We start from the raw sequence: 12,366 nt of genomic DNA on the forward strand, positions 1-12,366 counted from the left end.
CCTGCAAACGATGTGCAACACCGGTCGCTATAATGTCACTTGCACCGAGCTTGACCGGAAGCCTCCGATAAGCACAGAAACGAAGAGCGGTGGATATGTCGTTCGTCAGCGCAGCACCACCGCTGTTGCACGGTGCGGCCCAGGATCTAGCAGGCATTCGTTCGTTGCTGGCCGACGCCACGGCCAACATTTCAAGCCCCACGACCGGGATCGCGGCCGCCGCTCAAGACGAGATATCCGTCGCGATCGCTTCACTTTTCGGCAACTTCGGCCGGGAATTTCAAAGTGCCAGCGCACAGGCGCAGTCATTTCACACACAGTTCGTCAACGTGCTGAACGCGAGCGCCGGGGCGTACCTGGGCGCCGAAGTCGACGCGCACCGGACGCTGCTCGCCAACACGGCCGAAAACGCCCAAACGGTCTTCACCGCCTCCCGGGCGGCCCTGGGCACCCTGGTCAACGGCGTCTCCACCGGGTTCACCCAACTTGCGACGAACCCCGCGGCGTTCTTCGGCAACCTGCAGACGGCGGCACAGTCCGTGTTCCTGGTCGGAGCGCCGGAGGATGTCACGGCGGCGGTAATACGGCACACACTGGGCGGTGTCACGACCGCGACCAACCCGCTCGCCGTACCTCCCGATCCGACGGTGGTACCGGTCAACGACGCGCACGGCGAGGTGTACACCGGCCTGCTCGGCGACGGCTACATCCCGACCGGTCCCGACGGCCTGTTGCTCTCGACCATTCTGAATTTCGCATCGTCGCCGTTCAGCGGGGTGCTGCTCGGCGCGGTGGGTCCCGTCATCAGCCCCGCCGTGGCGCTGTGGAACAGCGCAGGGAGCGCCTTCGCCGACATCACCGGCGGCAATGTGACGGGTGCTCTAAGCCACCTGATCAACACGCCCGCCAACGTCGTCGACGCATTCTTCAACGGCGCCACCCTCAACATCGATGCGCTGGCGCCCGTCTTCAACCCGTTCGTTGTCGAAGGCTCCGGCGGAGCCGAGCAACTGACCGGCCTGAGCTTCGCGTTCGGTGGGTTGTTCAGCCCGGGCCAGGTGGTCGACGGCGCCAGCGGCGAGATGTACTACGGCGTGGGCGGGTCCGCCTTCAACGCCCTGGGGATGGACCTGAGCTTCTTCCCGCCGGACGACTTCGCGGGCGGCAGTATCGAAATTCCGGCGATACCGGTCGGTCCGATCGGCGCCACCGCGGGTCTGCTCAGCATCCTGGGGCAGGCATTGGGCGGCCAGCTGCCCTGATCCGGGCCGTGTCTGGCGGAAAAGCGCACGGAACCGGTTCGCAATTCTTCATTGACTATCGGCCGCCGCGCACCCAAGTTAGATACATGCGAATCAATCGCAAGAAGATCTGACGAGGGCGGAGGGGTCGAAGTGTCGTTCGTGATCGCCACAACGGAGTTGGTGCAGGGCGCGGCGACTAAGTTGGCAGCCATTGGCGCTTCGCTGGCCGACGCCTCCGCCGCCGTATCGGGCCCCACGACGGCGATAGCGGCCGCCGCCCAAGACGAGGTGTCCGTCGCGATCGCCTCCCTGTTCGCAAACTTCGGCCGAGAGTTTCAGACACTCAATGGCCAAGCTCAGGCGTTTCATTCGCAGTTCGTCAACCTGCTGAACTCCAGCGCCGGGGCCTACCTGAGCGCCGAGGCCGCCAACGCTCAGGCCGTCGACATCGTCAACACCACAGCCGCTAATGCCCAGCAGTCGTTGGCGGCCATCCCGGCAAGTTTGCGCACCCTCGCTGGTGGTGCCTCGACCGGACTGAGCCAACTCGTGACGAATCCGGCGGCGTTCGTCGGCAACCTGCAGAACGCGGCACAGTCGGTGTTCCTGGTCGGGGCGCCCCCCGACGTCGCGTGGGCGGTCGTGCAACGCACGCTCGGTGGTGTCACCCAGGCGACCAATGGTAGCGTCGATCCCCCAGAAGTGGTTCCCATCAATGACTTTCATGCCCAGCTGTATTACGGGCTCGCCGGCCTCGGCGATTTCCAGACGGGATCCCCGGTGGAGAGTGCGTTCGTGACGGGTCTGACGAACTTGGCTTCCTCTCCGGCGAGCGGCGTGCTCCTCGGCGCTTTGGGTCCCTTCGTCAGCCCCGGCGTGGCGTTGTGGAACAGCGCGGGGAGCGTCTTCGCCGACCTCACCAACGGGAACGTGACGGGCGCGTTCGGCCATCTGATCGACACGCCCGTCAATGTCGTCGACGCGTTCTTCAACGGCGCGACCCTGAACCTCGATGCGCTGGCGCCAACGTTCGATCCGTTCGTCACCGCCGGGTCGGATGGTGGCGAACGCCTCGACGGCCTCAGCTTTGCGTTCGGCGGGTTGTTCAGCCCCGGACAGGTGGTCACTGGCGCCAACGGCCCCTTGTACTACGGCACCGGCGGTTCCATCCTCAACGCGCTGGGACTTGACCTGAGCTTCTACCCGCCGGACGACTTCGCCGGTGGGAGCCTGAGTGCGCCCGGGATACCGGTGGGTCCGATCGGGGCCACCGCGGGACTGCTCAGCATCCTCGGGCATGCGTTGGGCGGTAGCCTCCTGTCCTGAGTCTTGAATGCGCTCACGGAAGGCGACTCGATGGGTAAGTCCGCGCCCGAACTGGGCGACGTCCAGGAGACGTTGTTGATTCCGCTCTACGCCCGCGCCTGGGACGCCGGTTCCCGCCGTCCGGTGCTCGGCGACAAGCGGGCCCGCGAACTTGTCGACGCCATCGACTACGACTTCAGCCGCTTCAGCGGCGGGTCACTGCCCGGTTCGGTGTCTCGAACATCGATCTTCGACGGCTGGACGGCCCGGTTCCTTCAGGAACATCCCGGTGGAACGGTTGTCGAACTAGGCACCGGGCTGAACACCAGGTTCGACCGACTCGACAATGGCCGGGTGCACTGGTTCGACCTCGATCTGCCCGACGTCATTGCCTTGCGCCGCAAGTTCTTCCGTGACAGCGACCGCCGTACCATGATCGCCGGCTCGGTCCTCGACACCGACTGGTTCGACGTGCTGGCCGCCTCCCCCGGCCCGTACCTTTTTCTCAGCGAAGCGGTCCTGATCTATCTCCGCGACGACGAGGTGCACCAAGCGCTCACCCAAATCCGTGACCGCTTCCCGGGTTCGCAGATCGCGTTCGACACCGCCGGCAAGAAGATGATCGACAACCAGCACAAGAACAAATCGTTGGCGCAGGTGCGCGGCCGCATGCAATGGGTCTGCGACGAACCACGCGACCTCGAGCGCTGGGGTCTGCAGTTGCTCGACACCAGAACGCTGGCGACCCCACAGCCCGACATCGCCAAAACCTGGCCGTGGCAACGTCGTTACGGCATGGCGTTGATTTCGCGCCTGTCTCCGGCCATGGTCAACGTCTACAAGTTCAACCTGTTCCGACTCGGTTAGGACGACTGCAGATGCCAACCGCGCGCGCGTAGCCGTTCTTCCCAGAACCGGGCGTAGGTGCCGCCCGCGGTGACCAACTGTTCGTGGCGTCCGCGCGCGGTGATCCGACCGGATTCGACAACGAGGATCTGGTCGGCGTCCAGCACCGTCGAAAGGCGATGCGCCACAACGATAACCGTGCGGTCGCGGGCCAACTCACGGATGGCGCCCGCCACCGCGGCCTCGTTGACGGCGTCGAGCGCGGCGGTGGCTTCGTCCAGCAGCACGATGGGCGCGTTCTTGCGCAGCGCGCGGGCGATCGCAACGCGCTGCCTTTCCCCACCGGAAAGTGCCGCTCCCCCTTCACCGACGCGAGCGTTCCACCCGTCGGGGAGACGATCGATCACCTCGTCGAGGCGGGCGATGGCGGCGACTCTCTGCAGTTCGCTCTCCGTGGCGTCGGGATCGGCCATCCGCAGGTTGTCGGCGATGGTGCCGTCGAAAAGGTAGGCGTCCTCGAACACGTTCGCGGTCAGCCTCGCGACGTTGTGGGTGCCGACTTCGCGCAAATCGTTGCCGCCGAGCAAGATGCTGCCGTCATCCACATCGAACAAGCGGCCGATCAAACGCAGCAGCGTGGTCTTTCCGGCACCGGACGGGCCGACGATCGCGGTGAGGCTGCCACTCGGGATGGTCGCATCGACGCCCCGAATCACCTCTCGGCCATCCTCGTAGCCGAAACGCACCCCTCGCAATTGAATGTCGGTGCCGGCCGGCATCACCGCGCGATCCGGTTCCGGCAGCGGCGGCACGGCAAGCAGGTCGCGCACCCGGACGATCGCGTCGGCCGTGACTTGAACATGGCCGGCGAGATCGCCCAGCTGCGAGATCGGATCGATCATTCGCAGGGTGATGATCAGCAGACCGATCATCGTCGGCAGCGCCAGCTCACCGCGCAAGGTCAGGGCGACCGTCAGCGCGATGACCATCGTGACGACCAGCTGCATCGTGCCGAAGCAGGCGATCAGACCCCACGCTCCGCGAATGGTCAGCCGGGACTGCGAGTGTTGTTGGCGGGTAAGGGATTCCTCGAGGGTGCCGAGCTCGCGGCGGTTGAGGACGCCGTAGGCGCGCAGCGTCGGTTGCATGCGGGCGTACTCGACGATCCGCGACGCGGTCGCGCCGATGTCGGTCTCGTACTGGGCGTCGTTGCGGTGCACGATCCCCATGAACATCCGCAGGGCGAGTACGCACAACACGGCGCCGACGGTCAAAGCCAGCCCGATTCGCCAGTCGCTCAGGTAACTACCCACGATCAGGGTGGCAGGTGCGCTCACGCCGACGACCAGGTGGCGCAGCAGGTGTGCCGGAAAATCCGCCACGTCAACGGCATCCTTGCTGACCAGCCGCGCGACCGGCCCGGTGCGGTCGGCACCGAACCAGCCGACGGGCAGGGCGGCCAGTTGGTTCCCGATCCGGCTGTGAAAGCTGGTCAGCACGCCCGTCCCGACCAGATAGCCCAATGACGTGCTCCATGCCAGCAATGCATGGTGCACAACGACCGTCACGCCGATCGCCGCGGTCCAGAACCAGAGCTGACCCCACTGGGTAGGCCGGTGAATCAGCGCAGCGATCAGCGGAACGACAAACAGGAACCCCAGGCCCTGCAGAACTCCTTGCACGCCTTGCACGACCAGCATCGTGCGCAGATTTCGGCGCCCACGATCGTCGAGCAACTCGAGCAGGTACCGAATGATGATGCTCACCGCCGAACCTCCAGTTGCTCGGCGACCTCGAGTTCGGTGTTCCTCTCCTGCTCCCACAGCCGTGCGTAGATTCCGTTGTTGCCCAGCAATTCCGGGTGCGTACCGGCTTCGGCGATGCGGCCGCGGTCTAGTACGACGATGGCGTCGGCACCCCGAATCGTGTTGAGCCGGTGGGCGATCACCAGTACCGTCCGGCCACGCGCGACCTCACTGAGTGCCTCCTGGATGCGGGCCTCGTTTTCCGGGTCGGCGCTTGCGGTGGCCTCGTCGAGCACCAGGATGGGACGGTCGGCCAGGATCGCCCGGGCGATGCAGACGCGCTGTCGTTCACCGCCGGACAGCGCCGCGTCTTCGCCGACAACCGATTCGAAGCCGCGCGGCAATGCTTCGATCGTGGACAAGATTTGGGCTTTCGCCGCTGCGCTGCGCACCGCCACGTCGTCGGCGTCGGGGCGACCGAGACGGATGTTGTCGCGAATGCTCATGGCCGACAACAGATGCGAGTCTTGGAAGACAAACGCGACGTGTTGATACAACTCGGCCGGGTCTATGTCGCGCAGATCGACTCCGTACAGTTCGACCGAACCTTCGCACGGGTCGTTGAATCTGGGCAACAGCTTGGCCAAGGTCGACTTCCCGGAACCGGACGGGCCGACCAGCGCGGTGATCGTCCCGCGATCGAGACGAAGGTCTATTCCGTTGAGTGCGACCGTGTCACCGTAGGTGACCCGCACGCCACGCATTTGCACTACCGGCCCGGCGGTCGCGGGATCGAGGTCGACGGGCCCATGCGGCGTCGGAAGCTCCGGGGTGGCCAGCAATTCCCGGATCTCGCGATACACCTTCAGCGCGGTGACCAAGGGGTGCACCGACATCAACAGGGTCATCCATCCTGACGTGATGACGGTGCCGAACACCAGGAACGCAATGAAAACTCCCAGCGGGAGATCACCGTTGGCGGTGAGGATTCCGCCCGTCGTCGCCACGACGAGCAGGATGCTCGGCGGTGACAGCAGTATCTCCGCGGTGACGCTCGCGACGCTGGTGGACTTGGCCCAGTCGAGGAAGAAGTGCGCGAAAGCGCGCGACACCTCCCGGAACCGTCGACTCGCCGCGCCCGGCGTGCCGAAAGCCTTCACGACACCGATGCCGTTCACGAATTCCACGGCCGCGCCGTTGAGGCGCGCCAGCCATTCCATGAACTCGGGATACTTGGTCCCCGCGCTAGCCGCGGCGCGTTGGTACGCCGCCGCCCCGGCCAACACCGGGAACAGGGTGGCCAACGCCATCCGCCAGTCGAGAACGAAGAGGTAGACGAACGCCACCAGAGGCGGCACCGCGGCCGCGCTGATCTCGACGATCGAGTGTGCGATGAGCCGGTGCAGCGCGGCTACGTCATCTTCCACGGCCTTCTTGACGATCCCGGAGTTGCGATCGCTGAACCAGCCGAGCGGCACCCTGCTCAGCTTGGCCAAGAGTTCGCGGCGGATTCGAAACGACACCCGGATGTCGGCGAGATGCGTCATCACACCCGCGGCCAGGACGCCCAATTGCCTTGCCGCCAGCGCGACGACCGCCACGATGATGATCGGCCAAACGTCGGTGTCGCCCACGAGAAGTCGCCGGCTCACCTCCACGACGGCGAACAGCGGAGCCATGCCGGCCAGCGAACTGACCGCGGCCAGCAGGCCACAGCCGATCAGAGTTGCCCTCGCTGACTTGAGAATTCCCGGCGGTTGCGCGGCTGTTGGTTCAGTGTCTGGACGCACGCACACCCTCCGTCGCAACTGTCTTGCCGCGGGCCGACCCCGTAATAAGGCTCTATCTCAGCACGTTTGAGAGCACATTTGAGGCCGAGCTGCCACCCGCGCGCAATTGCGTCAACAATAGATCTGCCGGTTCCTCATGCGAAAGATTTGCAGTAACGTCGGGGGCATTGCCTGACGCAGCGATTCGCGGGAGGTGGCTTGATGGATAAGTCCACACCTGACTTCGGCGCCGCGTTCCGTAGACGTTGCTGACTCCCCCGTACGCCCGTGCGTCGGCTAATGATCCCGGCTGACCCCGCCGTCCCGCGGCACGATTGCGCTAAGTGCAGCCCGCGGGGGCGGTGGGATGCGACAATGTCGCGCGTACGGCGATGATGATGCAGGAAGCCGGTGCAAATCCGGCGCGGTCCCGCCACTGTCATCGGGGAGCGACCCTCACAGGCCACGGCTATTGGTTGGAAGGCGAGGCGAGCGGTGATCCGAGAGCCAGGAGACTCACATCATCGCGTCCTGCTAACCCGGAGCGGAGCACTCCGGAGAGAGCTGGCGCCTTATGACGCTGCACGTGTTGCCCGGCGGTCTCCCGTCCGTACCGGCTGATGCGCTGGGCGCAGCCACGCGCTTGTCCTGCGGGACCGGTTGGCAATGACCGCCCCGGTGTGGATGGCTTTCCCGCCGGAGGTGCACTCGGCGCTGTTGTCGAGCGGCCCGGGGCCGGGTCCGCTGCTCGCCTCCGCGGCGGCATGGAGAGCGCTGAGCACCGAATACGCCGAGGCCGCCAATGAGCTGGTGGCGCTGCTAGGCACGGTCCAGGGCGGTGCCTGGGAGGGCCCGACCGCCGCGGCGTACGCCGCCGCCCACCCACCGTTTCTGGCGTGGCTGACGCAGGCCAGCGCCGACACCGCCGCGACGGCCACCCAGCAGGAGACCGTGGCCGTCGCCTACACGACCGCGCTGGCCGCCATGCCCACCCTCGGTGAGTTGGCCGCCAACCACGCCACCCACGCGGCGTTGGTGGCGACGAATTTCTTTGGGATCAACACCATTCCGATCGCGCTCAACGAGGCCGACTATGTCCGGATGTGGATTCAGGCCGCCACGACGATGAGCAGCTATCAGGGCGTCTCGGCCGCGGCATTAGGTGCATCGCCGCCACCACAACCGGCACCGGTGATCGTGAAGGCCGATGGGGTCGCCGCCCCCGCGGCTACCTCATCCGACCCGTTCACGGCGATCAGCGACTTTTTCGCGGCAGTCGAAAGAGTCTTCAACAGTGTCGGCGCCGAAAGCGGCGGCGACGTGATCTCCTACATCTTCAGCGTTCCGCCCGGCACGGATCCGGTGTCGTGGTTCGTCGGAAAGATGGGCTCCTTGTCGTCTCCGGTCACCGGCTACCCAGCCCTGTTGCAGGGCCTTACGAGCGCGGCGGGGAACAACCCCGCGTTGCTCGCGTTGGCCTACTTGTTCGGTGCGGCCGCGATCGGCTACGACCTGACGATCCAGGTCATCCAGTTTGTCGTCACCTTTCCGCTGCTAGGGGTCACCTTGGCCGCCCCGCTGCTGGCCATCCCGGCGGGACTTGCCGGGCTGGGGGCTGCCGGCGTTGTGGGCATCGTCGAGGGGGCCTTCCACGCGCACGCGGACGTGGGCGCGATCCCGGAGGCGCCCGCCATCCCCGCCGTAACCCCTGCGCCGTCGTCGGTTTCGGCCGCTGCAGCTCCGGCCGCGACCCCGCCGGCGGCAGCGCTCACGGTTGCCCCGACGACTCCGATCGCGGGTCCCACGGTTGCCACACCCCTGGGGCCCAGCGCACCACCACCCTCGGGTGTGGGCGCGGGGCCATTCCCTTACCTGGTGGGCGGCGCGGCCAGGATGAGCCTCCTGGCAGGCGCGCAGATCGGCGTCAAGCGCAAGGCCCCCCAACCGGATACCGCGGGGCTCCCGGCCGCCGCCGCGGCAGGCGCGCGCGACAAGACCCGGTCGCGCCGCAAGCGGCGGGACAAGGTCGACATGAAAGGCCGCGGTTATGAATACATGGACTTGGACGGCGGCGCGGTCGACGACCCCGGCCCCGCGGCGCCGACCGCCGCATCGGACCGGGGTGCGGGACCCCTGGGTGCCGCTGAGGCAGCACGCCATGAGCCCCTTGCCCACGCCGCCGGGCTGACCACGCTCACCGACGACGGATTCGATGGCGGGCCACGAGAGCCGATGATGCCGAGCACCTGGGCGCGGGGGCCGTCCTGGGATAGCGAATCATGAACCGGGAGGCGACATGTCTTTCCTCGTGACGCCGGAGTCGTTGGCGTCGGCGGCAGCGGACGTGGCGAATATCCGTGCGGCGCTGGACGAGGCGCGTGCGGCGGTCGCGGCTCCGACGACCACGTTGGTGGCTGCCGCCGCCGATGAAGTATCGGCCGCAGCGGCCGCGCTATTCGCTGGTTTCGGTCGGGAGTTTCAAGCGATCAGCTTGCAGGCCAACGTATTTCATCAGCAGTTTGTCGAAACGCTGAGCGCGGCAGCCGCATCCTATCTGGACATCGAGACGCTCAACGCTTCGTCTCTGATCGGTGCACCCGGCGAGGCGCTGCCCGCCGCCAGCGTTGCCACGTTGATCATGGGCGGCACGGGCAACCCCCTCCCAAATCCCGCCTATGTGAACAACATCTACAACGCCTACATCGCGCCGCTCATCGCTCCGCTGACCGCGATTCCCACCGGCTTGACCACCCCGGAGCAGGGCTTCCCGCTGACGGGTCTGAACAGTTTGACGTTCGACACGTCGATCGCGCGTGGAGTCGAAATCCTGCGGCAGGCGATCGCGGCTCAACCGGCGGACACCCAAACCGTCGTCTTCGGCTTTTCCCAGAGCGCCACCGTCATCACCAACTACCTCAACGGCATAGCCAACGGTTCGATCCTGCCGCCGAACCCGGCGGATGTACGGTTCGTGCTGGCCGGCAATCCCAACAATCCCAACGGCGGCCTGTACGAACGCTTCACCGGCCTGTACATCCCCGGCTTCAATCAGACTTTCGGCGGTGCGACCCCAAACCTGGCCTACCCCACCGACATTTACACCATCCAATACGACGGCTTCGCGCACTTCCCCCGGTACCCGCTCAACTTGCTGTCGGTCGCCAATGCCTTGGCCGGCATGTATTACGGCCACCTGAGCCCCACTCCGGCGTACGAGGCCCTGACGGCGGGTCAGCTCGCGTCCGCGGTCGTCGCGCCGGTTTCTCCGGGGGTTACTGGCAACACCACCTACCACATGATCCCGAGCCAGAACCTGCCGCTGCTGACGCCCCTGAATCTGCCGCAGCCGCTGCACAACCTGATCCAGCCGGTGGTGCGGGTGTTTGTCGATATGGGCTACGGCGATATCGGCGGACCCCACACGGAGTATGCGAATCTGCCCACCCCGGCCGGCCTGTTCCCGCTGATCAACCCGGTCACCGTCGGGAATTACCTGGTCAAGGGCGTCTTACAGGGCGTGCAGGCTGATCTGGTGTTGGCTGGTTTGCTGCCGCCGTCAGCGATGCCGGATACCTATCCCTTTGTGCCGATGCTGGATCCGGGTCTCACGATCAATCTGGGTCAGCCAGATATGACTTTGGTGTCGGCGGTGACGACCGCCGTCGGCAACGGGCTACGCCTGCTTCCGATCCCGCCCTTCGGCGCCGGGGGAACTACGGCTTAGTGGCGCCGTGCCCGCCTCGAACGTGCGGGAAAAGCACCAACTCCCGCGCCGCCGGGGCCACAGGCCACACACCCGACGACTGGGCCGTCGCCCTACTCGCGCCGACCGTGCGGGAAAAACACCCACTCTCGCGCCGCCGGGGCCACAGGCAACACACTCGACGACCAGAAGAGCAGCACCAGTGAAGAACCGGCCAGTCAGCGACGACGCTCCCGCGAACCGCGGCGCCTGGGACGCGGGTCGGCCGAGTCCTCTGAGTCCGCCGCGCTGTCCTGACACTGCGGGCACAGGCCGCGCAGCGTCAGACCCGCCTGATCCGAAAGTGCGAACGAACTGCCCGCCATCGCGTGCTGCAGCGCCGAACTCAGCTGTCCCGCCGGCACCTCGATCATCGCGCCGCACTGAGTACATACCGCGTGGTGATGCGGGGCCGTCGCCAACCCATACGTGGTGACGCCGTCGTCGAGCGTCAAGGCGTGCAACACGCCCTGGTCGACCAGCGTGGTGACCGTGCGGTAGATGGTCGCCAAATCGGGCGGCCGCGCACCTGGGGGAAGCGCGCTGATCAGCCGCTGCCGGATATCGGCCACCGACAGGTGCCCGTCAAACGGCTCCAACACCGCCAAGACCTGAATCCGAGAGGCCATGCGTCGCAGTCCCCGCGCCCGCAGCAGTTCGCCTATCCGCTCGCTGAGCGCCGGTTCCAAGCCCAACGGTTCAGTGGTCACCTGCCCAGTGTTACGCCGGGTGCCGAGGATTGCCAGTGCCGCGCGGTCTGTATTTTCACCGGCATCGATTACTTCACCGTCGGCAGATCGGGACTGGACACGTCATAGGTGCGCCCGGGCTGCGTCAGCAGTGCCGCCAGCTTCTCGGCTTTCTCCTCCGCCCGGTCGGTGGTCCCCCAGATCACCACGCGCCCGTCGGACAACGTGAGGGTGATCGAGGACACCGAGGGGGCCGCGATCCGGCCCACCTGACCGGCGACCTCCGGCCGCAACGTGGTCAACACCTTGAGGGCCGCCAGGGTGGCCGGGTCATCAGGGCCCGGGTTGTCGACGTCGAGGTACGGCAGCGCCGGCGGCGGCGGTTCGGTCGCGAAGTCGACGCCGTCACGGTCGAACAGGTGCGGGCCGTCCGCAAAGTCCTTCACCACCAACGGCACCCGCTCGACGATGGTGATCCGCAGCGCCGACGGGTATTGACGCTGCACTCGCGCGCTGGCCACCTTGCGGATCGCGGCGACCCGATCGGCCACCTCGCTCGTGTTGATCTGCAACAGCGGCGTTCCGGGCCGCACCTGCGCCGCCTCGAGCACCTCTTCCTGGGTGACCGCCCCGGTGCCGACGACGATGATGTCGCGCGCCGACATCGCCGGCGTGAAATAGAGGATCAGTCCCAGCGCCACCCCGAGTACCGCGACTCCGATGGTCGCGAGCAGCATTCGCAACCCCCGGACAACGCCCCGCGCAACGGGTTTGGGTTCATTGGTCACCTGCCCACTGGCACGTCGCTTCGCCTCACGACGTGCCTGCTCGATCGCCCGGGCCCGGGCCTGCGCGGCACGGCGTTCGGCACGTTCGCGGCGAGCGCGCCGCCGTGGGCCCTCGAAATCCTCTGGCTCCGCCTCGGTTTCGCCGTCTTGCGGCTGGGCTTCGACCGGCTCGGTGGCGGCGTCCGAGTCGAGGGGCGGGTCGGTATCCGGACGGGTGCCCGTTGGTTCTTCAGCCAGA

General features: G+C 66.5%; 9 protein-coding genes and 1 riboswitch. Of the genes, 5 read left to right on the forward strand and 4 right to left on the reverse strand.

The window, feature by feature from the left end; genetic code table 11:
- Window positions 1-95 precede the first annotated feature (95 nt).
- From gjpA (G6N68_RS15800) to G6N68_RS15810, 3 genes are all read left to right on the forward strand, one after another.
- Window positions 96-1,262 carry an outer membrane porin GjpA gene (gene gjpA, locus G6N68_RS15800; RefSeq protein WP_163713997.1) on the forward strand — a complete coding sequence of 389 codons (1,167 nt, stop codon included), beginning with the start codon at window positions 96-98 and terminating at the stop codon, window positions 1,260-1,262.
- 132 nt (window positions 1,263-1,394) lie between these two features.
- Window positions 1,395-2,570: an outer membrane porin GjpA gene (gene gjpA, locus G6N68_RS15805; RefSeq protein WP_163713999.1), complete on the forward strand. Its 1,176-nt coding sequence runs from the start codon at window positions 1,395-1,397 to the stop codon at window positions 2,568-2,570.
- Window positions 2,571-2,600: 30 nt separating this feature from the next.
- Window positions 2,601-3,416, forward strand: coding sequence for a class I SAM-dependent methyltransferase (locus G6N68_RS15810; protein ID WP_163714001.1), 816 nt, complete (start codon window positions 2,601-2,603; stop codon window positions 3,414-3,416).
- On the opposite strand, the gene G6N68_RS15815 is transcribed toward G6N68_RS15810, so the two are convergent.
- Together G6N68_RS15815 and G6N68_RS15820 are read right to left on the reverse strand one after the other, a co-directional pair.
- Window positions 3,413-5,161: an ABC transporter ATP-binding protein gene (locus tag G6N68_RS15815; RefSeq protein ID WP_205351348.1), complete on the reverse strand. Its 1,749-nt coding sequence runs from the start codon at window positions 5,159-5,161 to the stop codon at window positions 3,413-3,415. The two genes, G6N68_RS15810 and G6N68_RS15815, sit on opposite strands and share 4 nt — an antisense overlap.
- Window positions 5,158-6,930 (reverse strand): ABC transporter ATP-binding protein, encoded by a 1,773-nt coding sequence (locus G6N68_RS15820; RefSeq protein ID WP_240355498.1) that lies wholly within the window; start codon window positions 6,928-6,930, stop codon window positions 5,158-5,160. Before G6N68_RS15820 ends, G6N68_RS15815 begins: the two co-directional genes overlap by 4 nt.
- 337 nt (window positions 6,931-7,267) lie before the next feature.
- A riboswitch (cobalamin riboswitch) is annotated at window positions 7,268-7,447 on the forward strand.
- Between the two features lie 128 nt (window positions 7,448-7,575).
- On the opposite strand from G6N68_RS15820, the gene G6N68_RS15825 reads away from it, so the two are divergent.
- Together G6N68_RS15825 and G6N68_RS15830 are read left to right on the forward strand one after the other, a co-directional pair.
- Complete coding sequence (locus tag G6N68_RS15825) at window positions 7,576-9,192, forward strand: PPE family protein (RefSeq protein ID WP_163714005.1); 1,617 nt, start codon at window positions 7,576-7,578, stop codon at window positions 9,190-9,192.
- Between the two features lie 13 nt (window positions 9,193-9,205).
- On the forward strand, window positions 9,206-10,633 hold the full coding sequence (locus G6N68_RS15830) for a PE-PPE domain-containing protein (RefSeq protein ID WP_163714008.1): 1,428 nt from the start codon (window positions 9,206-9,208) through the stop codon (window positions 10,631-10,633).
- Window positions 10,634-10,830: 197 nt separating this feature from the next.
- Here the strand turns inward: G6N68_RS15830 and G6N68_RS15835 are convergent, their stop codons facing one another.
- Window positions 10,831-11,361 (reverse strand): Fur family transcriptional regulator, encoded by a 531-nt coding sequence (locus G6N68_RS15835; protein WP_163714012.1) that lies wholly within the window; start codon window positions 11,359-11,361, stop codon window positions 10,831-10,833.
- A gap of 68 nt (window positions 11,362-11,429) precedes the next feature.
- Window positions 11,430-12,365: a cell division protein FtsQ/DivIB gene (locus tag G6N68_RS15840; protein WP_163718680.1), complete on the reverse strand. Its 936-nt coding sequence runs from the start codon at window positions 12,363-12,365 to the stop codon at window positions 11,430-11,432.
- Between the last annotated feature and the right edge of the window lies 1 nt (window position 12,366).

Source organism: Mycobacterium bourgelatii, from assembly GCF_010723575.1.
Taxonomy (GTDB): Bacteria; Actinomycetota; Actinomycetes; order Mycobacteriales; family Mycobacteriaceae; genus Mycobacterium; species Mycobacterium bourgelatii.